The sequence below is a fragment of the Arthrobacter sp. AB6 genome (assembly GCF_031844545.1).
Classification (GTDB): Bacteria; Actinomycetota; Actinomycetes; order Actinomycetales; family Micrococcaceae; genus Arthrobacter.
On record NZ_JAUZVL010000024.1, the window covers coordinates 1 to 23,429 of the forward strand.

General features: G+C 65.9%; 21 protein-coding genes. 8 read left to right on the forward strand and 13 right to left on the reverse strand.

Annotation, left to right across the window (positions count from 1 at the left end; all coding sequences use genetic code 11):
* Nucleotides 1–199: 199 nt before the first annotated feature.
* On the reverse strand, nucleotides 200–499 hold the full coding sequence (locus tag Q9R30_RS16000) for a DUF4193 domain-containing protein (RefSeq protein ID WP_104996545.1): 300 nt from the start codon (nucleotides 497–499) through the stop codon (nucleotides 200–202).
* Between the two features lie 232 nt (nucleotides 500–731).
* On the opposite strand from Q9R30_RS16000, the gene Q9R30_RS16005 reads away from it, so the two are divergent.
* Both Q9R30_RS16005 and Q9R30_RS16010 read left to right on the forward strand, forming a co-directional pair.
* The gene (locus Q9R30_RS16005) at nucleotides 732–1,283 is read left to right on the forward strand and encodes a helix-turn-helix domain-containing protein (RefSeq protein ID WP_311218246.1); all 552 of its coding nucleotides are present in this window, start codon (nucleotides 732–734) and stop codon (nucleotides 1,281–1,283) included.
* Complete coding sequence (locus Q9R30_RS16010; protein ID WP_311218212.1) at nucleotides 1,280–2,233, forward strand: DMT family transporter; 954 nt, start codon at nucleotides 1,280–1,282, stop codon at nucleotides 2,231–2,233. The genes Q9R30_RS16005 and Q9R30_RS16010 overlap by 4 nt, the downstream gene beginning before the upstream one ends.
* Here Q9R30_RS16010 and Q9R30_RS16015 read toward each other — a convergent pair.
* Entirely contained in the window at nucleotides 2,219–3,265 is a 1,047-nt protein-coding gene (locus Q9R30_RS16015; RefSeq protein ID WP_104996547.1) for an aldo/keto reductase, read from the reverse strand. The two genes, Q9R30_RS16010 and Q9R30_RS16015, sit on opposite strands and share 15 nt — an antisense overlap.
* Nucleotides 3,266–3,447: 182 nt before the next feature.
* Between Q9R30_RS16015 and Q9R30_RS16020 the strand changes: the two genes are divergently transcribed.
* Nucleotides 3,448–4,182, forward strand: coding sequence for a GAF and ANTAR domain-containing protein (locus tag Q9R30_RS16020; RefSeq protein WP_311218213.1), 735 nt, complete (start codon nucleotides 3,448–3,450; stop codon nucleotides 4,180–4,182).
* A gap of 295 nt (nucleotides 4,183–4,477) precedes the next feature.
* A complete protein-coding gene (gene malQ / locus Q9R30_RS16025) occupies nucleotides 4,478–6,673 on the forward strand; it encodes a 4-alpha-glucanotransferase (RefSeq protein WP_311218214.1) in 2,196 nt (731 codons plus the stop codon).
* Nucleotides 6,674–6,819: 146 nt separating this feature from the next.
* Here the strand turns inward: malQ and Q9R30_RS16030 are convergent, their stop codons facing one another.
* Both Q9R30_RS16030 and Q9R30_RS16035 read right to left on the reverse strand, forming a co-directional pair.
* On the reverse strand, nucleotides 6,820–9,915 hold the full coding sequence (locus Q9R30_RS16030; RefSeq protein WP_311218215.1) for an alpha-amylase family glycosyl hydrolase: 3,096 nt from the start codon (nucleotides 9,913–9,915) through the stop codon (nucleotides 6,820–6,822).
* 209 nt (nucleotides 9,916–10,124) lie between these two features.
* Nucleotides 10,125–11,183 (reverse strand): beta-propeller fold lactonase family protein, encoded by a 1,059-nt coding sequence (locus Q9R30_RS16035; protein WP_311218216.1) that lies wholly within the window; start codon nucleotides 11,181–11,183, stop codon nucleotides 10,125–10,127.
* Between the two features lie 117 nt (nucleotides 11,184–11,300).
* Here Q9R30_RS16035 and Q9R30_RS16040 point away from each other — a divergent pair, with 117 nt between their 5' ends.
* Nucleotides 11,301–12,167, forward strand: a complete 867-nt coding sequence (locus Q9R30_RS16040; protein ID WP_311218217.1) for a putative protein N(5)-glutamine methyltransferase — start codon at nucleotides 11,301–11,303, stop codon at nucleotides 12,165–12,167.
* A 34-nt stretch (nucleotides 12,168–12,201) separates the two neighbouring features.
* Here Q9R30_RS16040 and Q9R30_RS16045 read toward each other — a convergent pair whose 3' ends face one another.
* From Q9R30_RS16045 to Q9R30_RS16075, 7 genes are all read right to left on the reverse strand, one after another.
* Nucleotides 12,202–14,244: a DUF222 domain-containing protein gene (locus Q9R30_RS16045; RefSeq protein WP_311218218.1), complete on the reverse strand. Its 2,043-nt coding sequence runs from the start codon at nucleotides 14,242–14,244 to the stop codon at nucleotides 12,202–12,204.
* Nucleotides 14,245–14,505: 261 nt separating this feature from the next.
* Complete coding sequence (locus Q9R30_RS16050) at nucleotides 14,506–14,949, reverse strand: YtxH domain-containing protein (RefSeq protein WP_311218219.1); 444 nt, start codon at nucleotides 14,947–14,949, stop codon at nucleotides 14,506–14,508.
* A gap of 111 nt (nucleotides 14,950–15,060) precedes the next feature.
* On the reverse strand, nucleotides 15,061–15,327 hold the full coding sequence (locus tag Q9R30_RS16055; RefSeq protein WP_104996554.1) for a GlsB/YeaQ/YmgE family stress response membrane protein: 267 nt from the start codon (nucleotides 15,325–15,327) through the stop codon (nucleotides 15,061–15,063).
* A gap of 133 nt (nucleotides 15,328–15,460) precedes the next feature.
* Nucleotides 15,461–16,294, reverse strand: a complete 834-nt coding sequence (locus Q9R30_RS16060) for an aldo/keto reductase (RefSeq protein ID WP_311218220.1) — start codon at nucleotides 16,292–16,294, stop codon at nucleotides 15,461–15,463.
* 79 nt (nucleotides 16,295–16,373) lie between these two features.
* The gene (locus tag Q9R30_RS16065) at nucleotides 16,374–17,402 is read right to left on the reverse strand and encodes an NAD-dependent epimerase/dehydratase family protein (RefSeq protein WP_311218221.1); all 1,029 of its coding nucleotides are present in this window, start codon (nucleotides 17,400–17,402) and stop codon (nucleotides 16,374–16,376) included.
* Entirely contained in the window at nucleotides 17,396–18,367 is a 972-nt protein-coding gene (locus Q9R30_RS16070) for an aldo/keto reductase (RefSeq protein WP_311218222.1), read from the reverse strand. Before Q9R30_RS16070 ends, Q9R30_RS16065 begins: the two co-directional genes overlap by 7 nt.
* Before the next feature lie 26 nt (nucleotides 18,368–18,393).
* Nucleotides 18,394–19,215, reverse strand: a complete 822-nt coding sequence (locus tag Q9R30_RS16075; protein WP_311218223.1) for an aldo/keto reductase — start codon at nucleotides 19,213–19,215, stop codon at nucleotides 18,394–18,396.
* Nucleotides 19,216–19,407: 192 nt separating this feature from the next.
* On the opposite strand from Q9R30_RS16075, the gene Q9R30_RS16080 reads away from it, so the two are divergent.
* Together Q9R30_RS16080 and Q9R30_RS16085 are read left to right on the forward strand one after the other, a co-directional pair.
* On the forward strand, nucleotides 19,408–20,310 hold the full coding sequence (locus Q9R30_RS16080) for a helix-turn-helix domain-containing protein (RefSeq protein ID WP_104999584.1): 903 nt from the start codon (nucleotides 19,408–19,410) through the stop codon (nucleotides 20,308–20,310).
* A gap of 128 nt (nucleotides 20,311–20,438) precedes the next feature.
* Entirely contained in the window at nucleotides 20,439–20,654 is a 216-nt protein-coding gene (locus tag Q9R30_RS16085; protein WP_013599563.1) for a hypothetical protein, read from the forward strand.
* An 87-nt stretch (nucleotides 20,655–20,741) separates the two neighbouring features.
* On the opposite strand, the gene Q9R30_RS16090 is transcribed toward Q9R30_RS16085, so the two are convergent.
* Nucleotides 20,742–20,954, reverse strand: coding sequence for a dodecin (locus Q9R30_RS16090; protein ID WP_104996559.1), 213 nt, complete (start codon nucleotides 20,952–20,954; stop codon nucleotides 20,742–20,744).
* A 124-nt stretch (nucleotides 20,955–21,078) separates the two neighbouring features.
* Nucleotides 21,079–21,783, reverse strand: a complete 705-nt coding sequence (locus Q9R30_RS16095; RefSeq protein WP_311218224.1) for a FadR/GntR family transcriptional regulator — start codon at nucleotides 21,781–21,783, stop codon at nucleotides 21,079–21,081.
* A gap of 159 nt (nucleotides 21,784–21,942) precedes the next feature.
* Here Q9R30_RS16095 and Q9R30_RS16100 point away from each other — a divergent pair, with 159 nt between their 5' ends.
* Entirely contained in the window at nucleotides 21,943–23,421 is a 1,479-nt protein-coding gene (locus Q9R30_RS16100; protein ID WP_311218225.1) for a four-carbon acid sugar kinase family protein, read from the forward strand.
* The last annotated feature ends 8 nt before the right edge of the window (nucleotides 23,422–23,429 follow it).

A 23,429-nucleotide genomic window follows, 5' to 3' on the forward strand; every position in this document is an offset into this window, starting at 1 on the left:
CGAGGAAGCGGCGGCGGCGTTCCCGTACCAGCAGGCCTACCTGCCCTACAACCGCCTCATCGACGGAACGGTCCACGACTGGTAAGCCGCACGCGCTGCCGGAGGCCGGTTATTACCGCGTGTCAGCCCGCTGGCCTTCTTTCCAGCCGGCCGGGGTGGAGGCAGTGCAGCGCCGGCCTCCACCGGACAAACCGCCCCTCTAGGACTCGCACTCCCGGCAGTACTTCTTGCCGTCCTTCTCCCTGGCGAGCTGGCTGCGGTGATGGACCAGGAAGCAGGACATGCAGGTGAATTCATCGGCCTGGACCGGCACCACATGGATCTGGAGCTCCTCGTTTGAGAGGTCCGCCCCGGGCAGCTCGAAGCTGTCCGCGAGCTCCGCCTCGTCTACGTCGGCTATAGCCTCCCGTCGGCCCGACTTCTCGGTCTTCAGCTCCTCGAAGCCGGCGTTAGGCTCTTCCTCGGGCGTCACCCGTGGAGCGTCATAGTCAACTGACATCGATGTGTTCTCCTGTCGGCTGGAAGCAGTTTGTTCTGAACAGAGCAACAACATGAAGGCGGGCCGGGTTATTCCCGATGGTTAAGTAGGTAGACTGATCTAACTACTTTTGACCCAAGGAGTCGCTTTGTCCCTCCCGCGAACCACCAGATCCGGCGCTCCCGTTGCCGCTTCGGGCGGACCAGCAGCCGCGAAGCCAGTTCGCGCCGGATCGACCAGGCATCCGGCCCGGGTGCTGCTGCTTGACGCTGCGGCCCGGCTCTTTTACGCCCGCGGTGTGGGGTCCACCGGCATCGATGCCATCACCGCTGAAGCCGGCGTGGCCAAGAAGAGCCTCTATAACAATTTCTCCTCGAAAGCGGAGCTGGTGGCGGCCTACCTGGAAGCCCGGCACGATGAATGGCTTGGCCTGTACCGCCGGCGGCTGGAAACCGCGAAGACTCCGCAGGAACGGGTACTGGCCGTCTTTGACGCGTACATGGACCATGCGAATTTCGCCTACCAGGACGGGTTCAGGGGATGCGGGCTGCTCAATGCGGCAGCGGAACTTCCCGCGGGGGCGGCCGGGCGGGTGGCGGTCCGGGAGCACAAGGAGGAGGTTGAGGAACTGCTGGCCGGGCACGTCGCCGAACTCCTGCCGGGGCAGGATGAGCGCACCGCCGGACTGGCCCGGCACCTGGCTTTCCTGCTTGAGGGTGCCATGGCAAGGGCAGGGCTGGAGGGGGATGACCAACGACTGAAGGACGGCCGGACCATCGCTGCCCGGCTGTTGGAGGGGATGTGAACCCGGGCGCCGGAAATTTCAAGGTGACGCTCTGGGGCGCTTTGTGCGTTGCGGCCGCATCCGTGCTGTGGGGAACCACGGGCACGGCTGCCACCTTCGCCCCGTCGGTGAGTCCGTTGGCAGTTGGGGCGGTGGCCATGGGAATCGGCGGGCTGCTCCAGGCCCTTTACGCCGTCGGTGCCATCGCCGGGCAGTGGCCGGGCCTGCTGGACCGCTGGCGCCTGGTGTCCTTGGGTGCATCGGCGGTGGCCGTCTATCCCCTCGCCTTCTACAGCTCGATGCGTCTTTCGGGGGTAGCAGTGGGAACTGTGGTTTCCATTGGCTCGGCGCCGGTGGCGGCCGCCCTCATTGAGCGTTTCGCGGACGGAAAGCCGCTCACCCGGAGGTGGCTGGCCGGAGCTTTCCTGGGTGTCACGGGCGCAGCACTGTTGTCCTTCGCCGGGCAGGGGCACGGGCAGGCAGCCGGTTCCCCCGGCGGGTCATGGACGCCATTGGCGGGAATTGCCCTGGGCCTGGTGGCCGGTGCCACGTATGCCGTGTATTCCTGGGCAGCCCACCGCCTTATCGGCGGCGGCCTGTCCTCGCGGGCTGCCATGGGAACTGTCTTTGGCCTCGGTGGGCTCCTGCTGATGCCCGTGCTCGCGGTCACCGGTGCGCCCCTGCTGGAATCCTGGACCAATTTCTCGGTGGGGGCCTACATGGCACTGGTTCCGATGTTTGCCGGCTATGTCCTGTTCGGCTGGGGCTTGGCCAGGATCCGGGCCAGCACTGCCACCGGCATCTCCCTGCTGGAAACGGTGGTGGCGGCGGTCCTGGCAGTGCTGGTGGTGGGTGAACGCCTGCCCCTCCATGGTTGGCTTGGCGCCGCCGTCGTGATTTTCAGCCTCTTCATCCTGACGCCCCGGAGGCCGGCCTCTGGTCCGGCGGCGGGGCCGCTACCGCCGTCGTAGTTCCGCGAACTCAATGGACGGGACGATTGCGCCGGCGTCCCGCTCCACGAAGTTGGTTCCGGGCGGCACCACGTCGTCGATGGCGTCCAGCACGGATTCGCTGAGCTGGACGTCCGCTGCCCGCAGGTACGCCTGCAGGTGTTCCTCGCTGCGGGGCCCGATGATGACGCTGCTGATGGCGGGGTGGCTGAGGGCGAAGCCGATGGCAAGGTCCACCAGCGAAAGCTCCAGCTTGTCCGCCAGACGGGCCAGGGCGTCCGCGGCGTGGAGCTTCCGTTCGCTGGAGGGGCCGGAGATGTCGTACCGGCCCGGAAGCGAGTGCACCCGGGTGGGCGCCTTGCTTGCCTCGAGCGTGAAGTCGCCGGACAGCCAGCCGCCGGCGAGCGGCCCGTAGGCCAGGACGCCAAGGCCGTACTGCTGGGCGATCGGGAAGACGTCGCGCTCGTTGCCGCGCACCAGCATGGAGTACGGCACCTGGTTTCCCAGCGGCGGGATGAGGTGGTTGGTGGTGGCCAGCCACTGTGCCTCCACAAGCTGGGCCGGGGTGAAGACGGACGTGCCGTAGTAGAGGATCTTGCCCTGGCGGATGAGGTCGTTGAGGGTGGTGATGGTTTCCAGGACATCGGTGTTGTAGTCCGGCCGGTGTGCCTGGTAGAGGTCGATCCGGTCTGTCTGGAGCCGGCGGAGGCTGCCCTCCACTGCCTGGGTGATCCAGCGGCGGGAGTTTCCGGAGTGGGCGGGGTTGGCGCTCATCTGCCCATGGAACTTGGTGGCGAGGAAGACGTCGTCGCGCCGTCCGCGCAGCGCCCGGCCCACCACCTGTTCCGACTCGCCCTGCGAGTAGACATCGGCGGTGTCGACGGCCGTGATCCCGGCGTCCAGCGCCGCCTGGATGATCCGGATGCCCTCATCGGCGCCGGTGGGGGCGCCGTGCGGGCCGCCGTTGCCCTCGCCAAAATTCATGGTGCCCAAAGTGAGCGGGCTGACCGGGGCTCCCGACCGCCCGAATACCCGCAGTTCGCTGAGGCTCATCCCCGGTTCCTCCCGTTGCGTTGCCACTGATGCCTTCGATCGTCATGAGGCTACACAGCTTCACCAGGGGGCGGCAGGTGTATGCCTTAGTCCTTCGCTTTTCTTCGCACGGAGTAACGCAGGAGCGCCGGCGTGACGAATTGTGGCGGGCGTTTTCCCCGTGGCTTCGCCTATATTGAGGGATGGGCACTACCCGCGATGACGAACAATTCATTAGGTTGCACGACCTGATCATTGGCAGCCCTAATGTGAACGACTTCCTCACGGAGCTGTCCGGACTGGCAGCATCCGCCCTGAGTGAGTCGGTGGGTTCGCTGGTTGAATGCGGTGTGACACTGCGGCGGCGTAAGCGCAGCATCACGGTGGCGGGCAGCAGCGACCGGGCCAGGGAACTGGACAGGCTGGAGCAGGTTCTTGGTGACGGCCCGTGCCTGGCATCGCTGCAAACCATGCGGCCTGTTGTCCTGGCTGACGTGGAAACAGATAAACGCTGGCCGGAGTTCCAAAAGATCTTAGCTGCCAGCGGCTGCCGGAGCGTGCTGGGCGTACCTCTCGCCCTCGATGACAGCCAGGCGGCTGCCCTGAACTTCTTCTCCTCGGAACCCGGCGTCTTCACCAGCGCCGTCATCAGCAAGGCACAGGGCTTTGCTGACCAGGCCCGGCGGGCGCTCCAGCTGGCCCTGCAGATCGCGGACGCGCGGAATTTGGCTGACGACCTTTCCGCCGCGCTGCAGAACCGCACCACCATTGACTTGGCATGCGGTGTGATCATGGCCCAGAACCGTTGTTCGCAGGAAGAAGCCATGGCCCTGCTCACCAAGGCGTCCAGCCACCGGAACCAGAAGCTGAGGGACCTTGCGGCGGAAGTCCTGAGCCGGGTGAGCTCGGGCCCGGTCAGTACGCACTTTGATCCGTAGCCCCGCGAGCTCTCAACGTATACAGCCTGCAAGGGGCAGGGCGTGTTGAGGCGCCTGCCCGGGCAGCTCCACCCTGGCGGTGGTTCCGGTGGGGACTTCGATTTCCACTGCGTGTCCCGCCGGTTTCGTCTGGGCGCCGCCCTGCAATAATCTGAACCAACGGTTGTGCGCGGGGGTGCAGGCGCCCCGGTACAACAGGCAGCAACAGGCAGCACTGTAAGTTCGGGCCACATCACACCAGACGAGGCGGACACGCATGACGGCTTCAGACCAGCAGCACTCATATCCTCCAGGGATGCCAACTGATCCTCCGGGCCCCCTGCCTGCTGCGGGGGAAGCTGCTGCCGGCGGGGCCGTCGACCCCCACCTGCTCCAGAAGCTCGCGGACGCCCATGGTGTGGGCACTTCCTTCCAGGGCTGGGACGGGCTTCCGCACACTGTGGCCGAAAGTACCCTGATCAAGGTCCTGGCTGCCCTGGGCGTGAAGGCGGACACCAACCCGGCGATTGAGGCCGCGCTGGCGGAAGCGGAACTGGCGCCGTGGCGGCGGATGCTGCCTCCCGCCGTCGTCATCCAGCATGGCGAGCCGGCGCTGGTCCCGGTCCATGTGCCCGACGGTGCCGCTGTCCGGCTGGGCATTGCCCTCGAGGATGGTGCAGGCACCGTGGACGCCGTCCAGCAGGACGTTTGGGAACAGCCTGTGGATGTGGACGGCGTGTCCACCGGCCGTGCCACGTTCGCCCTCCCGCAAGACCTGCCGCTTGGCTGGCACACCCTGACCGCCGAGTCCGGCAGCGCCACCGCCACGGCCACCCTGGTAGTGACGCCGCGCCAGCTGACAACCGCCAGGCCCCTCGAACAACGCCGCGGCTGGGGGCTTGCCACGCAGCTCTATTCCGTGCGCTCCAAACGGTCCTGGGGCATTGGCGACTTCGCCGACCTGGCTGACCTTGCTGCCCTCAGCGGTGAGCGGGGGGCCGACTACGTGCTGGTCAACCCGCTCCATGCGGCCGAACCGGTGCCGCCGGTGCAGGCGTCCCCGTATTCGCCGTCCACGCGCCGGTTCTTCAACCCGCTCTACATCCGCATCGAAGCCATTCCCGAGCTGGCCTACCTGAAGCCGCGCAGGCGGGCCGCGGTTGAAAAGCTTCGGGAGGAAGTCGCCGGGCTCAACAAGGAGGCCGGCCGGCTGGACCGGGACGCCGTCTATGCCGCCAAACTCCAGGCCCTGGAAATGCTCTACCACGCCCGCCGGTCCCCGGCCCGGCAGGCCGCATTTGACGAGTTCTGCCGGATCTCCGGGACCGGGCTGGACGATTTCGCGCTCTGGTCCGCCATCCGCGAAGACGTCGCGCCGGACGATCCCCTGTGGACGGATCCGGCCACTTCCCTGGGCACACCGCAGGCTGAAGCACTGCGCGAAAAGCTTGCGGACAGGATCGGATTCCACCGCTGGCTGCAGTGGATCTGCGATGAGCAGCTCGAGGAGGCCCAGAAGGCGGCCCTGCGTTCCGGAATGCGCCTGGGCGTGGTGCACGACCTCGCCGTCGGCGTGGACCACAGCAGCGCCGATGCCTGGACGCTCCGCCACGTGCTGGCTCCCGGCACAAGCGTGGGCGCACCGCCGGACATGTACAACCAGCAGGGCCAGGACTGGGGGCAGCCGCCGTGGCATCCCGCCCGCCTGGCCGAAGCCGGCTACATTCCGTTCCGGAACATGCTGGCCACCGTTCTGCGGCACGCCGGCGGCATCCGCGTGGACCACATCCTTGGCCTTTTCCGGCTCTGGTGGATCCCGGTGGGAAACGCCCCCGGTGACGGCGCCTACGTCCGCTACGACCATGAGGCGCTGATCGGCATCCTCGCCCTGGAGGCCCAGCGCGCCGGCGCCGTGGTAATCGGCGAGGACCTGGGCACCTTCGAACCGTGGGTGCGTGACTACCTTGCCGCCCGCGGCATCCTGGGAACGTCCATCCTTTGGTTTGAGTACGACGGCGATTCCCCCCTTGCGCCGGAAAAGTACCGGACGCAGGCACTTTCCAGCGTCAACACCCACGACCTTCCGCCCACGGCCGGCTACCTGGCCGGTGACCACGTGGCGCTCCGCAGCGGGCTGGGCCTCCTGGAGCGGTCCGAGGCGGAGGAACGGGCCGAGCACAACGCCTCACTGGAGAAGATGCTGGCCCTGGTACGGGAGCGTGGCTACCTGCCGGGTGGCACGGGCTCCCTGGCGGAAACCGAGGAACAGACCATCGAGGCACTGCATCTCCTGCTCACCCAGACGCCGTCGATCCTGCTGGGCGTTGCCCTCGTGGACGCCGTGGGGGAGCGCCGCGTCCAGAACCAGCCCGGCACCACCGAGGCCCTGTACCCCAACTGGCAGGTTCCGCTGGGCGGGCCTGACGGCAAGCCGGTATTCCTTGACGACCTTCCCGCCAACGCGCGGTTCAACTCGCTGCTCGCAGCGGTGGACGGTGCGCTGCGCAGCTAAACGCCACGTGGGCCCACACCCGCAGGGTTCCCTGGCCGAGCTTGCGAGGCTAGGGCGCGGGTGGGGAGGGTCACTTCCCGCCCATCCAAAGCTCTGGATTGGACGGGAAGTGACCCCGCGATTTCTGCCCTGGCGGAACGGCTCCGCTAGCTAGCCGTAATCAGGTGGCTGAAGTGGTCGTAGCGGAAGGTGACCGGGCCGCCGTCGTGCTTGTATGCGATGTTGCCGCCCGGGGAACTCCCGCCCGCGCCGTAGCTGACGTTCCAGGACCGGTCCAGGGCGGCCTTGAACTCGTACGTGCCCGCGGGCAGGTTCGGCACTGCCAGCTTCCAGACGAGTCCTGCCGGGTCCAGCACCAGCTGCGCCTGGTCGCAGGCCGGATCCCAGTCCTTGATGCAGCCCAGCTCGCTGTTCATGCTCCCCGCAGCCGCAACGGCGCCGGGCTGCTGGGAGGCGTACACGGCCGTGATCACGTGCGTGCTGTTGTCATAGCGGAACGTCACGGGGCCGCCCGGATGGTCCAGGGCGATGTTCGGCCCGTTGAGCTTGCCGCCGGCGCCGTAGTTCTCCGCCCAGCCGCCGTTCAGCGCGGCCTTGTACTCGTACTGGCCGGCGGGCAGGTCCACCGTGAGCCGCCAGATCTTGTCGGCCGGGTCCAGTGTCATCTTTGCCTGGGAACAGGTGGGCTCCCAGGGCGCCGCGCAGCCCATGGCCGTGTTCAGGGATCCAACCACGGTCACTGAGCCGGGCTGCGGGGCATCTCCCACCGTGACGGTCCTGGCCTCGCTGGCCACGCTGAAACCGGGGCCGGTCATTGTGGCCCGGTATGCCACCTTGGTGCCGTCCTCAAGCCTCGAGATGTCGTCCGTGGCCGAGTAAACGGGTGAGGACCCGTCGGTGGCAACCGTGGTCCACTCGCCGCCGGCCACGCTGCGTTCGAAGGTAACCACGTGGCTGGCCTTCTCGGGATCGACCGTGGCGCTGAGCTCCACCGAGCCTTTCACGTTGCTGCCTTCCACCGGCTTCTGCAGCGTGATGACGGGCGCGGGAACGTTTGCCGTGCGGGACTCTGAAGTGGCGGTGTGCCCGCCGTTGTCCAGTACGGTGGCGCGGTACTCCATCGCTGTGCCGGCGTCGAAGGCCGCCACGTCGTGGAAGACCTGGTACGGGGCAGTGTCATCAGTGCCGATGGGCGTCCAGTCCCCGCCTGCCGCCCTGGCTTCGAAGGTGACCTCATAGAACGAGGAACCGCCGACGTCGGCCGTCACCTTGAGGCGCCCGTTGTCACCCTGCGCGGGTGCCGGGTCCTGGAGGACGACGGCGGGTGCTTCCTTGCAGTGCGGGATCCTGCCGGAGGACTGGTACACCACGGCGGAAAGCGGCGGGACGGTGACGGTCAGCCTGCCGTCCGCGGAAGTCTTCGCCTCGTCTGCGCCTTCGCCGTACATCCGCGTGTAGGTGCGCTTGGCAATGTAGGCGGGCACCTCTGCGGTCTGTGCCTGTTCGCTGTTATTCAGCGCCACCACGTACTCGCGCTGGTCCGCCGCATCCGTGCGGGAGAAGGCGTAGATGCCGGGTCCGTCGGAGGCATAGCGGTGCTGGTGGGCGCCGTCGCGCAGGGCCGGGTGCTCCTTGGTGAGTGCGGCGAGCTCGCTGATCTTGCTGTACAGCGGGTGCCCGGGGTTGAAGTTGTCCTCGGCGTGCGTGGCGTCGGTGCCCAGCAGGTCGTCGTCGAGGTATGCCTCCACTTTGCTGGGGAAGAGGGTCTGGCGGGCGTCCTGGTCCCCGCCGGGGCCGGTGAAGCCCTGCTCGTCCCCGTAATAAATCACGGGGTTGCCGCGGGAGAAGTACATCAGTTCGTGGGCCAGCCGGTCGCGGGCCACCTTTTCGTCGTCCGTTGCTCCGGGGTTGTCCGCGGCGATGAAGCTGCCGATGCGGCCCATGTCGTGGTTTCCCAGGAAGGTGGGCAGCTGGTACACGTTCGAATCCGCATCCGTGTACCAGTCATCGCCCGCGAAGAAGGTCTCCAGGGCGCGGGTGTCCTGGCCCTTGGAGGCGAAGCTCCGCGCGGCCTCCTGGAACGGGAAGTCCAGGACAGCCTGCATCTGGTTGCGGGTGGTGAACTGGGAGGTGAAGCTCTTGGTGGTGTCGAAGACCTCGCCGAACATAAAGAACTCGTCCTTGCCCTGCTCCTTGGCGTAGTTGAGGACGTCCGGGCCGAATTCCTGCCAGAACTCGTTGTTGACGTGCTTCATGGTGTCGATCCGGAAGCCGTCCACGCCGAAGTCCCCGATCCAGGCCTTGTAGATGTCCTTCATGCCGCTGACCACTTTGGGGTGCTCGGTGAAGAGATCATCCAGGCCGAAGAAGTCGCCGTAGTAGGCGTCCTCACCCGCGAAGGTTGTGTCGCCGCGGTTGTGGTACAGCGTGGGGTCGTTCAGCCAGGCGGGGACCTTCAGGTCCTGCTCTTCGGCTGTCAGTTCGGGGATGTAGGGGAAGGATTCCAGCGGGTCGAGTTGCGGGAAGCTGTCCGAGCCGGCGTAATCCCGGTCGTCGAACGCCACGCCATCCGCGCTCTTGTAGGGCACTTCATCTTTGGAGACGTATCCCTGGCGAGCGCCGTCCTTGTAGCTGATGACATCAGCCGTGTGGTTGGTGATGATATCGAAATACACCTTCATGCCGCGGCTGTGGGCCTCATCAATGAGGGCTTTGAGCTCGGCATTCGTGCCCAGGTGCGGATCGATCTGGGTAAAGTCGGTGATCCAGTAGCCGTGGTATCCGGCCGATCCGTCCTCTTTCTGCACCGCTTTGTTCTTGAAGCTGGGGGTGAGCCAGATGGAGGTGGTGCCGAGGCCCTGGATGTAGTCGATCTTGTCCAGGAGGCCCGCAAGGTCTCCGCCGTTGTAGAACCCCTTGTTCGTAGGGTCGAAGCCGGACACCATGGGATCGCTGCCCAGGCCGCCCTGGTCATTTGCCCTGCTTCCGTTGCTGAAGCGGTCCGCCATCACAAAGTAGAAGTTCTCATCCGTTACGGGGGCGCGGAGTGAGTGAAGGGCCGACGCCGACCCAGGGTCTTTGGGGCCAGGCGCAGCCTGGGCGGGAAGGACTGCCGCGGAGGCGGCGACGGCGGCTGCCAGCAGTCCGGCGGCAACAGCCCGGGCCGGCGCGGCCGGGGGTTTGGTGGATCCTGGAGACTTTCGGGCGCGTGGGGGCGCGCTGGGACGGGTGCGGAATATCAAGGCTGAGACCTTCCTGGGAGCGGCGCTGCTGTTCAGGCTTGCCGGCGGGAAACAGCCGGCGACTGCTGTGAGGGCTCACGGGTAAGCAAGCTTCCTTGTGAGCCACGGCACAACTGTAAGCGCTTGCACTGAATAACTCCAGTGTTTTGCCAATGGCGTCCGCGGTTCCGCTTGGCTTCAGCGTTTCCCGCCGGCCGCCCTTTGAATGTTCAGCCGGGCGGCGCCAAGGCGGGGACCAGGGCAGTCGGCGACCGGACCTGCACGTCGTTGATTATCCCGGTAGGAATGCCGGTCACGTCGTCCAAGGCGAGTGTTGCCACGTTGTCAGACCGCTCGTGGGCTACGTGCAGCCACGTTCCCCTGACCAGGTGGTGGCGCGGCCAGTTTCCGCCAGTGGGCGTGTCCTGCACCGGCATCAGCTCCGTCCCGCCGGATCCAACCTTGAGTGCACTGATGATATTGGAGCCGCGGACACCCACATATGCGAAACGGCCGTCCTGGCCAAGGCAGATCTCCGCGGCGGAGTCGCCCGGAGCCCAGCCGCCGGAGGTGGCCGGACCACGGAAGATCAGCTCGAATGTCCCCGCTTCAGGCCTCACGACGAACACTTCAACGGAGTACTCGGACACCACGAACACATTGCCGCTATGGTGCTGCACCACGTGGCGGGGACCGCTGCCGAACGGGAGGGCAACCTCATGGTCGGCCACCAGGCCGGTGCCCGGCACGTAGTTCCAGACCCGGAGGGTGTCGTGGCCAAGGTCCGTTGTCATGACGCGTCCGTCCGCCAGCATCAGGCTGGCATGGGCCCTGCTTTGCCGAGGTTCATCCGGGTTGAGGCTGGCGTGCGGATCCACCGATGGTGCCGCCGGGAAGCAGCCTGTCATCCCGCCGTCGTCATCCAATCCATAGAGCAGGACCTGGCCGTCGCCCCAGCAGGCGGACGTAAGGAAGCGGCCCAGGGGGTCCACTCCCACATGGCAAGCTGCCTGTCCGGCTGGTTGTGGACCGCCGAGCGGCTCCAGTCCAAAGTCCCCGGTGCGGCGGAAAGCCCGGACCGCCCCGCGGTGCTCGGCCGCCGCGTACACCACGGGCAAGGCGGGATGAACGGCAAGGAACGACGGCGAGTCCGCCTTCACCGCCGTCCCCAGCCATTCGAGGCTTCCGTCCCTGCGCGCAGCGAGGGCACCGATGCCATCGGCACGGCCGCCTCCATCGGCGGTGTAGGTACCGGTCCAAATGAGGTCGTTCCGGGCAGGCGGGGTCATAGGTCCATCCTGCCAACAAGCGCTGCCGTGCGGTGCAATTGGGGATTAGCATTGGACTCCATCCGGCCCAGGCCGGCTCGGCTTGTAGAAACACCCGGCCCACAGAAAGGTGTGCCCTTGCCAGTTTCCGGGACCTCCGCGCCCCACACGTTTGCCGCCATAGTTTCCGCGTTGCGGGCCGCCGGATGTGTTTTCGCCGAAGATGAGGCGGGGCTGCTCATCAGGGAGGCGCCCGGCCCTGCAGCACTCGCTGACTGGGTTGGCCGGCGCACATCCGGCGAGCCCCTGGAGTACATTCTTGGCTGGGCCGGCTTCGACGGGAACCGCATCGCTCTCGAGCCGGGGGTTTTTGTACCCCGGCGCCGGACCCAACTGTTGGTTGACGAGGCAGTGGGACTGCTGCAGTGCGGCCGGTTTCCCGCACCCCGCATTGTTGTTGACTTGTGCTGCGGATCGGGGGCAGTTGGGGCTGCAATTGCCCGACGGGTCCCGGGCGCCGAACTGCATGCGGCCGACGTTGACCCTGAGGCCGCGAAGTGCGCGCGCCGCAACGTGGGGCCGGTGGGCGGACGCGTGTACGAAGGGGACCTGTTCGCGGCGCTTCCGCCCGGGCTCCAGGGCCGGGTGCGCGTCCTGGCCGTGAATGCTCCCTATGTCCCCACGGATGCGATAAGGACCATGCCGCCGGAAGCCCGTCACTATGAATCACGGATAGCTCTCGACGGAGGCGCGGACGGGCTCCATTTTCATCGGCGCGTGGCCACCGGGGCCCGGGACTGGCTTTCCTCCGAAGGGCATCTGCTCATTGAGACCAGTGAGCAGCAGGCTGAGGGAACTGCATCCGTTGTGGCCGCGGCAGGACTTGCCGTTCGGACAGTCCGCTCAGACGAACTCGACGGCACGGTGGTTATTGGCGCAGCTGTCGTTGGCAGTGCCCAGGCCACGGCTGTTCCTAACTCTCCTGTCCACTCCGCGCACCCTTGAATCCCTTATTCCCCCGACTGCGTCTTTGGGTCCCTCACTCCGGGGGTACTGCCGGCGGCGGGGGTGGTTTGAAGTACTGGTTTTGTTGGGGTTTTTGTTGGGGGTCGATGTGGGGCGGGGGTGTGAACCAGGGGGTGCCATGGCGGGTGGCGATGGTCCATTGCTCTTTGTGTATGAGGTGATGGTGGTGTGCGCAAAGGAGTGCGCCATTGTCCAGATTGGTGGGTCCGCCGCGTGACCAGTAGGTGATGTGGTGGGCTTCGCACCACGGCGCGGGGATGGTGCAGCCGGGGAAGGTGCAGCCTTGGTCGCGGGCGATAAGGGCGAGGCGTTGGGCCGCGGTGAAAAGGCGGGTTCTCCGGCCGAGGTCCAGGACCTCCCCGTCGGTGCCCATGAGGGCGGGGATGATCTCGGCGTCGCAGGCAATCTTGCGCAGGGCTTGGGCGGCGACGGGGCCAGTGAAGGCGAAGTTCCCCGTCCCTGACAACTGGCCCTTGCTTGACCCGCTGCCCGTCCCCGACAAATTGCGGGTTCCTGACGAGTTTTCCCAGCCGTGTAGGCGGCGTGATCCTCCAGCGGCCTCTGCGTCCGTTCCCCCTCCGGTTTCCGGGCCTGTTCCTGGGCCAGCCGGGCCAGCCGGGCCAGCCGGGCTGGCGGGGAGGTGGGGGAGGAGGTCTTTGTAGTTGATGGTGGCGATGATTTGGGGCCGGTTGCCGCCGGTGGTTGGCAGGGTGTCGGTGGTGAGTCCTGCTTTGACGGTGCCGATGATGCCGTCGAGTTGTAGCTGGGGCCTGGTGCGCCGTTCCAGGTCCGGGCCGGTGTCCCCGCGGGTGTCGCTCCAGACGGCGTCCTGGCCGGCGCCGTTTCCCTCCAGGCCCACACTGTCTATAGCCACGGTACCCGGGTTTTGCGCAATCCCGGAGGCAATGCCGGCTGTGGTGCGGGGGTTGGTGGCGGCATTCATGGCGGTAAGGAGGTGTTCGTATTGTTCAGTGGTGGCGAAGATTTCTAAGTGGTGCAGACCGTGGCGCGGCTTGCGGAGGAAGGCGCCTTGGGCGTGGCGGAGGGCTTCTTCGCTGGGTTCGGCTCCGTCAGCGTCGATGGCCTCAGTCCAGCGTTGGACAAGCCTGGCGAGGAAGTCGGGGTCGGCGGTAATTGCGGCGCTGGTGAGGTCCTTCTCGATCAGGTCCAGGGCGTCGGGTGTAATTAAGCGCTCAAGCCGGTCCAGTGCGGTGGCAATAATGGTGCCGGCGTAGGAGGACACCACCGGCGGGGAGGACTTGCCCTGCGCCGAGACGCGACCGGGTACAGGGGCGAGGGCGGTGGCAAGGTGTGGCCGTGCCGGTGGGAGGGGTTCACCTGTGAGGCTCGTGCCGGGCAAGGTCTGGCGGGCCAGGGCGAGGCGGCGGCGTGCTTCACGCAAGGGGATGCGGAGGCGGAGCCGGAGGAACTCAGCCGTGTTCCTGCACCCGTCATCGGCCGGCGAGGTCAGAATCCGCCTGGCGCTGCCCGCGCGGGTCTCCGTAGAGCCGGTCCCCGCAGGGCAGTTCCCCGCGGGACTCTCCGCAGGGCCGTTCTCCGCAGGGCAGTCAGCCGGGGCGGCTGGTGCGGGCCAGTCCGCGTCGGTTTGGTACAGGGTTTCGACGCCGTTGTCCCAACCGGTGACCCACGAACGGGAGCGGGTGGAGCGCTCAGCTGCAGCGTCGGCGATCGCCTCCGTGCGCTTGCGGTCCACGGCACCGGCGGACAGCAGCTGAAGGTGCTCAATAGTCCGGGCAATGTCTTCAACCTGGCCCGCGAACCTGGACACCTCCACGTAGCTGGCCCTCCGCAAGGGGCCTGCGCTGTTTGCCACGACGGCGTTGAGCAGGTCGCCGAGTCCGGACAGCCCGACCGCCGACAATTCGTCCATGTCCATGTCCATGTCACCGGGGACCGGGAGCACCCCGGAGCCGGAGGGAGACGCGGTGCTGTCTGCGGGCACCGCATGCAGGTGGCCGTGCCTAATTGGAAGGGCATGGGAGGCCAGGGCGGCTAAACCGCCGAACTCCTCAAGGTGCTCCCCAATGGCCTCCATAGGACAACTCTGCCAAAGACCACTGACAAAAAACCGTGCTGGATCTGCTATGTGGAAAACGTGGCCGAGGTCCGCCGCCCGAACAGTCCCGGGGCCGGGAAAGGGGGCACGCGGGCTAGTAATTTGGCTAAGACGCTGCTGGCCGCCGCGTCCCCCAAGGATCGCGACGGCCAGCAAAGCCATTCAGTTGTAGCACAGACCCGCTGTTTTCCCGCTGTCAAGCGGACGCGGGGCCGTCACAGGCCGGACGGCGCGCCGGGACTAGGCCTTTGAATCGGTCTCGTCGGAGGTGCCGAGGTTCAGCGTTTCCGGGTGGGTGCTGTGCGCGGGGATGTGGTCCTCGCCAAGGTCGTCGCCGCTTAGGGTGCCCGAGGTATCCGGAACCGTGGTGCCGGGAGCACCGGCTGTCATGCCGGCGTCGGAGGTTGACTGCTTGGTGCCGCCGGAACCGGAGGAGCCTTCACGATGCACCGCTGAGCCGATCACCGTACCTGCCCGGCGTGCGGCCTCACTCAACTGGTCCGCGACCTCGGGAGCCTTTTCCTTGATGGCCTCCGTTGCAACCGCAACTTTGTCCTGCACAGGTTTACTGTCCCAGATGCCCGCAGCGCGTGCCTTGAGCTTGTCATAGGCGGCCCTGCCGGACCGCGACCCAAGCACGTAGCCAGCGGCAATACCAATGCCCAAAAGAAGTTTGTTTTTCATGATGAACTCCTGCTCACTGAGAAGGTTTCACTTCCGGCCAGAGAGGCCGGGAGATAGGAAAACCGGCCCGGGGATGTTGTCCCCAGGCCGGTTTCCTGGCTAACGCGGCAGTTAGCCGCGGGCGCCACGCTTGGTGACCATGCCGTAAACCAGCAGCACGATAAGCGCGCCGCCGATGGCCAGCAGCCACGTCTGCAGGGAGAAGAACTCCTGCAGTCCGCTGCCAAAGATCATTCCGCCAATCCAGCCGCCGAGGAGTGCTCCAACGACGCCCAGGACGAGGGTGATGATCCAGCCGCCACCCTGCCGGCCCGGGAGGATCGCCTTAGCGATCGCACCAGCAATAAGTCCGAGAATCAGAAATGCAAGAAATCCCATTTTTCGTTCCTCTTCCTAAGTAAAGGAGGCCTCCGGATCCCGGAAGCACTTCATCCTTCTGGCTCAATAGTAATCATGCTTATTATCTATTTGCCAACCCCGGATTCACGGAAAAGTCCACTTCAGGCCCGTTTCAGTGCCCCGTCACGTCTGAATCGTTGCCCGCACCGGGACCTTCGTCCAGGACCGATAATTCCGCTAGATCCTGCGGATCCAGGGCGAAATCGAAGATGTCCAGGTTTTCCCTCATCCGGTCCGGATTCGACGTTTTCGGAATCGTTACAATTCCGTTTTGAACATGCCAGCGAAGGACCAGTTGGCCGGGCGTTTTTCCGTGCTTTTCGGCAAGTTGGAAGAGGATGGGAGCGCCGAGCAGGCTGGCTCCGGCGCCCCCCAGCGGGCTGTAGGACTCCGTGACGATTCCGTGCTTCGCGTGGAATTCCCGCTCGGCCGCGCGCGTGACGGCCGGAGTCAGCTGGATCTGGTTGACGGCGGGGACCACGTCAGTGTCGGCCATCAGCCGTTCCAGGTGGGCGGGTTTGAAATTGGAGACGCCGATGGAGCGCACTTTTCCTTCCGCCTGGAGCCGCTCGAAGGTTTTCCACGTGGAGATGTACTCGTCCCGCGCGGGCAGGGGCCAGTGAATCAGCAGCAAGTCCACGTAATCCAGCCCCAGCCGCTTCAGTGACCCCTCCAGCCCTTCCACCGCCCTGTCGTTCCCCTGGAAGTGGCCGTCCAGCTTGGTGGTGATGAACAGCTCGCCACGGTCCACGCCGCTGGCCCGGATGCCGTTGCCCACGCCCTGCTCGTTGCCGTATTTCACTGCGGTATCGATGTGCCGGTATCCGGCTTCCAAGGCCTGCACGACGGCGGTGGCCGCCTGGTCGTCGTCGAGCGGCCAGGTGCCAAGGCCCACTTGGGGGATGGAGTAGCCGTCATTGAGCTTGGTCAGCGGTGCAAGTGTCATTTCAACAGTCTCTCCCGGATCGGCCTGCCCGGCCTTTGAACGCCCGGGGAATATTGGAAAGCGGCGCTGCCCGCCTGCGTCAGGCGCCCTGCCTGGCCCAGCCGGTCAGCCGGTCGCTGAGGTCCATGAACTGCCGGTCCACCAGCTGGAGACCAGGATTCGCGTCATACCAGTCCACGATTTCCCGGGCGCCGTCGGAGAAGGGAATGGTGGCGCAGTAGCCGGGGACCAGGGACTTGATCTTGGTGTTGTCGAAAACCACCGAGTGGGAGCGGTCGCCCACGAGGTTAGGTCCGAGTTCCGGGCTGTGTGCGGCTATGGTTTCCGAGGCAACGTGGACCAGTTCCGGGTCCGCAACACCGGCTGCACGGGCGAACAGCTGGTAGATCTGGTTCCAGGGCAGGTACTCGTCGGACGTGATGGTGTAGCTCTCGCCTACCGCCTGCGGCAGGCCGAGCAGCCCCACAAAAGCCTTGGCAAAGTCCATGCTGTGCGTCAGGGTCCACAGCGAGGTCCCGTCCCCGTGCACCATGACCGGCAGCCCCGCCCGCATCCGGTGGATGTCCGTCCAGCCGCCCACCATGGCGATCTTGGTGCGGTCATACGTGTGGGAAGGGCGCACCACGGTGAGCGGGAAATCCTGCTCTCTGTAGGCCTCGTAAAACAGTTCCTCGCAAGCGATCTTGTCCCGCGAATACTGCCAGAACGGGTTCTTCAGGGGCGTGGACTCGCGGATCGGAAGCCGGGTGGGCGGCTTCTGGTACGCAGAGGCGGAGCTGATGAACACGTACTGCCCCGTGCGGCCTGTAAACAGGTCCAGGGCGGCCTTGGCGTGGTCGGGGGTGTATGTGATGAAGTCCGCGACGGCATCGAAATCGCGTCCCCCCAACGCGTCACGGAGCGCGGAGGCGTCCCGGACGTCCGCGGTCAGGCTTTCGGCCTCTTCCGGGACCGGCCTTGTGGACCGGCCCCGGTTGAGGATGGTCAGCCGGTGCCCCAGCGCGACGGCGCGTTCTGCCGCCGCCGCGCTGATGACGCCGGTGCCGCCGAGGAAGAGGATGTTCCTCGGCGCAACCGTACCGGCTTCAGGGGTGGATGGGTTCACCATGCGTAGTCTTCCGGTGCCGTACGGTGGCCCGGGAAAATGTCGTCCAGCCGCTTGAGGGTGTCGGCGTCCAGGGCCACGTCCAATGCCCTGACGGCGGCGTCCAGCTGTTCCTGGGTGCGCGGTCCCACGATGGGTGCCGTGACGGCAGGCTGGTGCAGGAGCCAGGAAAGGGCGATGTCGCCCGGCTCGTGGCCCAGCTCATCGGCGAAATCCTCGTACTGCCGGATCTGGTCTTCGTGCTTCTTGAGCGTTTCGGCTGCACGGCCCTCGGTGCGCCGGACGCCGTCGCGCTCTTTCTTCAGCACCCCGCCCAGCAGCCCGCCCTGCAGCGGCGACCAGGGGATGAGCCCCAGCCCGTACTGCCGGGCCGCCGGGATCACTTCCAGCTCCACCTGGCGCATGAACAGGTTGTAGATGGACTGCTCGCTCACCAGGCCGGTGTAGTTGCGCCGCCTGGCCGCCTCCTGGGCCTGGGCAATGTGCCAGCCGGCGAAGTTGCTGCTGCCCGAGTAGAGGATCTTCCCTTGCTGGACAGCCACTTCGATGGCCTGCCAGATTTCGTCCCACGGGGTGTCCCGGTCGATGTGGTGGAACTGGTAGACGTCGATGTAGTCCGTCTGCAGGCGCTTCAGGCTGGCGTCGAGGGCGCGGCGGATGTTCAGGGCGGAGAGCTTGGACTCGTTGGGGCGGTCCGTCATGGTGCCGTAAAGCTTGGTGGCCAGGACGGTGTGCTCGCGGCGCTCGCCGCTCTTGGCGAACCAGCGGCCAATGATTTCTTCGGTCCAGCCGCGGTGGCCGGCGCCGCCGTAGACGTTGGCGGTGTCGAAGAAGTTGATGCCCTGCTCGCGGGCCGAATCCATGATGGAGTGGGCGTCCGCTTCCTCTGTCTGCGGACCGAAATTCATGGTGCCGAGGCAAAGGCGGGAGACTTTCAGGCCGGAGCGGCCCAGATGGGTGTACTGCATTGCTGAATCCTTTGGGTTTGGTGGTTCTACAGCTGCGTGAAGGCGGCGACGGCGGGATCGGAACCGATGCGGGCACCGGACTCAAGGGCGCTGATGGCGGCAAGCTCATCGGCGGAGAGGGTGAGGGCGGAGGCGGCGAAGTTCTCCCGGATCCGGGCGGCCTGGCTGGACTTGGGAATCACGATGTTTCCTGCGGCCAGATGCCAGGCGAGCACCACCTGCGCCGGGGTGGCATTGTGGGCGTTGGCAATGCCGGTCACCGCATTGCCGTTCAGGTCACCGCCCTGTCCCAGCGGGCTATAGGCCTCCACTGCGATGCCAAGGCCCCGGCACTTGGCCGCAAGGTCTGCTTGCTGGTAGCTGGGGTGCAGTTCGACCTGGTTCACGGCCGGGACGATCTCCGAGGACTCCAGCAGGTTGTCCAGGTGCTCGGCGAGGAAATTGGAAACGCCGATGGCGCGGATCTGGTTGTTCTCGTAGAGCCGTTCCATCTCCTTCCAGGCCTGGACGTACAAGTCCTGCGACGGGACGGGCCAGTGGATGAGGTAGAGGTCAACGTAGTCGAGGCCAAGGGCTTTGCGGCTGTTCTGGAATGCTTCCTGCGCGCGGTCCTGCTCGCCGTTCCGGAGCTTGGTGGTGACAAAGATGTCCTCGCGCGGAATGCCGGTGGCCGCGATGGCGGCACCCACGCCCGCCTCGTTCCGGTAGGCGGCGGCCGTGTCTATGTGGCGGTATCCGGCCTCGAAGGCGTCCTCCACGGTCCGCTGCGTGTCCTCCGGCGGTACCTGGAAGACGCCGAAACCAAGCTGGGGGACAGCGACGCCGTTGTTCAGTGTCAGCTCTGACATTGGGGCTCCTTGAAACATGCGGGGTTGGGTGCCGTTGACTCGACGGGAGAAAGCGGTTTCCGCTGGCTCGCTTTCGAGCCTATGCACTTTTGGCCGGGAAGTCAGCAGGAGAACCTGATTCTGTTTTTCCTAGGACTCCCAGTCCTACCTTCGTTGTAGGCGGGGGCCACCATGCCGGGCACAATGGTCTGCATGGGTCAAAGCGCCGAGTTCGGAAAATTCCTCAAAGCCATGCGGTCCCGCCTGAGCCCTGAGGACGCCGGTGCGGGACCCACCTCCGGTGCGCGCAGGGTTCCCGGCCTCCGCCGCGAAGAAGTCGCCAGGCTGGCAGGGGTCAGCACCGATTACTACGTCAGGCTGGAGCAGGGCCGGAACATCCATCCTTCGCGGACCGTCCTGGAGGCAGTGTCCAGGGCCTTGAGGCTGGACAGCAGCGAGCATGCGCACATGATGGACCTCCTGGAAAACTGTGCCGGGGCCTCAAGGTCCAGCACATCGGCCGCCCAGGCGGTCCGTCCGGCGTTGCGCCAGCTCCTTGAGGCGATGGGCGATGTGCCGGCCATGGTGCTGGGCCGACGCAGTGACATCCTCGGCGGCAACAGGATGGCCTTCCTGCTGTTCGCGGATTTCCCCGCCCTGCCGGCCGCTGAACGTAACCTGACCCGCTGGCTCATTCTTGATCCGTCTGCCCGCGAGCTCTTCCGTGACTGGAAAACCGTGGCGGCGGAAGCAGCCGGGGCGTTGAGGCTGGACGTGGGCCGCCACCCCAACGACGCCCAGGCCAACCAGTTGGTGGGCGAACTCGCCGTCCAGAGCGAGCACTTCCGCCAATGGTGGGCCGGGCACCGGGTGGCCACGAGGTCCGCGGGAAGCGTACGCCTGCACCATCCCGCCGTCGGGGACCTGGAGCTGAACTTTGAAAACCTCGTCCTCCCGGACGATCCCGATCAGACGCTTCGGATGTATTCGGCCCGGCCGGGTTCGCCGTCGGCCGACGCCCTTGCGCTGCTCGGCAGCCTGGGAGCACCCCACCCGGCGGCCGAACGTGAAACCGGCCGCATCGATGCTCCGGCGACGGCGGAACGCAGGGAATGACGGCGGCCGGAGCCGTTGTACTTTTGGCCAGTTGGGACGGATGTTTCTGGCCACGAGCCCATTGGGGAAAGATTGCACTTTTCCTAGGCTGGAGGAACAAGGATTCCCCACCAAGGATGGTCTCAATGATGAAACGCATCGCACTGCTCAAGGAACGCCAGGCGGCCGCCGCGGGCGCCCCGTCCACTGCCACCGGCTCGCACTGCCCGGCGTCGGGCCTGTGGAGCCCGGACCACGATCCGCACACCGTCCTGTCCTTCTTCGAAGGACACGTTTTTCCCGCGTTCGACGGCGTTCCAACCGTTTGGCGGCGTCGCTCGGCGGGTGCCGTCTCGGCCAACTAAGCCCCGCTTAAACGCCAACTGACCCGCAGCAGACGTCGTCAAAAACGCGGTTTCGCGACGTCTGCTGCGAGTCAGTTGTTGCGGGAACTAGTGCTCTTCCAGCCGGAAGCCGATCTTGATGGTGACCTGCCAGTCGGCGATCTTGCCTTCTTCGAGGTGGCCCCGGATTTCCTTGACCTCGAACCAGTCAAGGTTGCGGAGGGTCTGGGAGGCCTTGGCAACCCCGTTGCGGACGGCGTCGTCCACTCCCTGGTCCGACGTGCCGACGATTTCAGAAATGCTGTACGTATGATTGGCCAACTTCGCTCCTCGTGATCAACGGTGCTCCCGGTTGCGGGCGGTTCTTGAAGACTAGTAGCACTCGCGGAGCGTTGACCAGCCCTCACCCGGATGTTCCGCACCGCCGTCAGGCTGAGCCGGCTGCCTACTTCGCCTCGAGCACCAGATTCCTGAGGTCGTCCAGGGTCTGCTCCATGTGTGCGTCCATGGCCTGCCGCGAACGGGTGGCATCCCGGGACTCCAGCGCCTCGGCAATGTTCTGGTGGTGTTGAATCGCGTGCTCCTGGATGTCACGGACAGCCGAGGTTTCAGTGCGCCGCTTTTCCAGCACCCGATGCAGCGGCTCGAACAGCACAGCCACGAAGACGTTCTCCGAGGCACGCAGGATCAGGTCGTGGAAGGCCAAATCCGCGTCAACGAACGCGGCCACGTCGTTGACTTCGTGGGCGGCACGCATGGCTGCCACATAGCCGTACAGGGTTTGGATATCAGCGTCGCTGATCCTTCCCGCCGCCAGTTCACATGCGCCGGCTTCCAGCATGCGCCGGAGTTCGATGAGCTGGATGGAGGCGTCCGCCTCGTTCTTGCCCTCGGAAGCGGCGCGCAACACGGCCTCCAGCGATGCCCAGCGGTTGAGGGGGTTTACGAACGTTCCCCGGCCTCGCTCGACGCTCAGGATCCGCTGCGCCTGAAGCGTTTTCATGGCCTCGCGGACCGTCATCCGGCTGACCTCATGCCGGGCGCTAAGCTCATGTTCTCCGGGAACGGTGGCGCCGGGCGGGAACTCACCGGCGATGATGCGGTCCAGGAGCTCGTCCGCCACCTGGCCCACCAGTGATTGCCTCGCCATGCTGCCCCCGATATTCCCTCATTGGATATGTCTGACAAGTCTACTTGCGCGCCGTTATGTCCTGTGCCACACTAGCAACCAAATGCAAGATGTCTGACATCTTACACCTACCTTTACATCAGGATCCATTCATCGGGTCCATACACAACGGAGTGCACTGTGACGCTTGAAGCAGACGTCCTGGCCGCGTATCCGGCCGAGGTCCGGATTCCCGCCGAACTGGTAGCCAGCACCCTGGCTGCCTCCAACGCGGAGACCCCGCGTGTCCTGGTCGTGCTCGACGACGACCCCACCGGAACGCAGTCCGTGGCAGACCTGCCCGTGCTCACCCGCTGGGAGGTGGAAGACTTCATCTGGGCTTTCAGCCAGTCGAAGCCCGCTGTCTACGTCCTCACGAACACCCGCAGCCTGGACCCTGCCGAGGCTGCCGCCCGCAATGAAGAAGTGGTTCGCAACGCCCTCGCAGCAGCTGGGTCCCCGGAAGAACTGCGCCTTGGCTTCGTCAGCCGCAGCGACTCCACCCTGCGCGGCCACTATCCCCTGGAGCCGGACGTCATCGCGGCCACCGTGTCAGGCGTCAGCGGGGAAAAGACCGACGGCGTTGTGCTGGTACCGGCCTTCCCTGACGCCGGGCGGGTCACCATTGGCGGCGTCCACTACATGCGCGGCACCGGAGAAGCGGCCGGCACCCTCATCCCGGTGTCCGACACAGAGTTCGCCAAGGACGCCACCTTCGGCTTTTCCACCTCCGTGATGGCCGACTACGTTGAGGAGAAGTCCAAGGGCCGCTTCGCCGCGGACAGGGTCATCGTCCTGGACCTGAACATCATCCGCGCCGGCGCGGCAGCCCAGGACCCTGCCGTCTCTGCCAACGCCATCGCCGACGCACTCGAGCGGGCCACGGATTCCACCCCCATCGTGGCTGACATCGTGACCGAAAACGACCTCCGTGCCCTGTCCCTCGGCCTGGAAGAAGCCGAACGGCGCGGCAAGAAGCTCCTTTACCGCGTTGGGCCGCCGTTTGGCCGTGCCCGGATCGGCCAGGAAATCCGCGCCGAACTCAGCGGTGCGGAAGCCTACGCCGGAAACACCCCGTCGGAAGCGGGCGGCCTGATCGTCGTCGGCTCCCATGTTGGCGTCACCACCCGCCAGCTCAAGGCCCTGACCGAACAGCACAGCGCGGCCCGCATCGTGGAGATCGACGTCGAAAAGCTCCTCGGCCCGGAAGCCGCCAGCCACCTGGATCAGACGGTGGACGCGGTTGTCGAGGCCCTCCGCGGCGGGGACGTCATTGTCCACACCAGCCGCCTGCTCATCAAGACAGACGATCCCGCCGAAAGCCTGCGGATCGCACGCACCGTGTCCGCCGCCGTCGTCGCCGTGGTCAACCGGACCCTGAAGACCTTCCCGCCGCGGTTCGTCATCGCCAAGGGCGGCATCACCTCCTCCGACGTGGCCGCCCACGGCCTGGAAATCAGGCACGCCATTGTCCGCGGCCCCATGCTTCCCGGCATCGTCTCGCTCTGGGAACCGGTGGACGGCCCCGCCAAGGGCATCCCGTACATCGTCTTCGCCGGCAACGTGGGCGACGACCAGTCACTGGCCGACGTCACTCGCAAGCTCAGCAACACCTTTTAGGAATCCAA

Excerpts from the sequence above, each read along its gene's own strand:
- Q9R30_RS16000 (WP_104996545.1), bottom strand. The coding sequence starts at position 499 with ATGTCAGTTGACTATGACGCTCCACGGGTGACGCCCGAGGAAGAGCCT.
- Q9R30_RS16015 (WP_104996547.1), bottom strand. The coding sequence starts at position 3,265 with ATGAGCCTCAGCGAACTGCGGGTATTCGGGCGGTCGGGAGCCCCGGTC.
- Q9R30_RS16020 (WP_311218213.1), top strand. The coding sequence starts at position 3,448 with ATGGGCACTACCCGCGATGACGAACAATTCATTAGGTTGCACGACCTG.
- malQ (WP_311218214.1), top strand. The coding sequence starts at position 4,478 with ATGCCAACTGATCCTCCGGGCCCCCTGCCTGCTGCGGGGGAAGCTGCT.
- Q9R30_RS16035 (WP_311218216.1), bottom strand. The coding sequence starts at position 11,183 with ATGACCCCGCCTGCCCGGAACGACCTCATTTGGACCGGTACCTACACC.
- Q9R30_RS16045 (WP_311218218.1), bottom strand. The coding sequence starts at position 14,244 with ATGGAGGCCATTGGGGAGCACCTTGAGGAGTTCGGCGGTTTAGCCGCC.
- Q9R30_RS16050 (WP_311218219.1), bottom strand. The coding sequence starts at position 14,949 with ATGAAAAACAAACTTCTTTTGGGCATTGGTATTGCCGCTGGCTACGTG.
- Q9R30_RS16055 (WP_104996554.1), bottom strand. The coding sequence starts at position 15,327 with ATGGGATTTCTTGCATTTCTGATTCTCGGACTTATTGCTGGTGCGATC.
- Q9R30_RS16060 (WP_311218220.1), bottom strand. The coding sequence starts at position 16,294 with ATGACACTTGCACCGCTGACCAAGCTCAATGACGGCTACTCCATCCCC.
- Q9R30_RS16065 (WP_311218221.1), bottom strand. The coding sequence starts at position 17,402 with ATGGTGAACCCATCCACCCCTGAAGCCGGTACGGTTGCGCCGAGGAAC.
- Q9R30_RS16070 (WP_311218222.1), bottom strand. The coding sequence starts at position 18,367 with ATGCAGTACACCCATCTGGGCCGCTCCGGCCTGAAAGTCTCCCGCCTT.
- Q9R30_RS16075 (WP_311218223.1), bottom strand. The coding sequence starts at position 19,215 with ATGTCAGAGCTGACACTGAACAACGGCGTCGCTGTCCCCCAGCTTGGT.
- Q9R30_RS16080 (WP_104999584.1), top strand. The coding sequence starts at position 19,408 with ATGGGTCAAAGCGCCGAGTTCGGAAAATTCCTCAAAGCCATGCGGTCC.
- Q9R30_RS16085 (WP_013599563.1), top strand. The coding sequence starts at position 20,439 with ATGAAACGCATCGCACTGCTCAAGGAACGCCAGGCGGCCGCCGCGGGC.
- Q9R30_RS16095 (WP_311218224.1), bottom strand. The coding sequence starts at position 21,783 with ATGGCGAGGCAATCACTGGTGGGCCAGGTGGCGGACGAGCTCCTGGAC.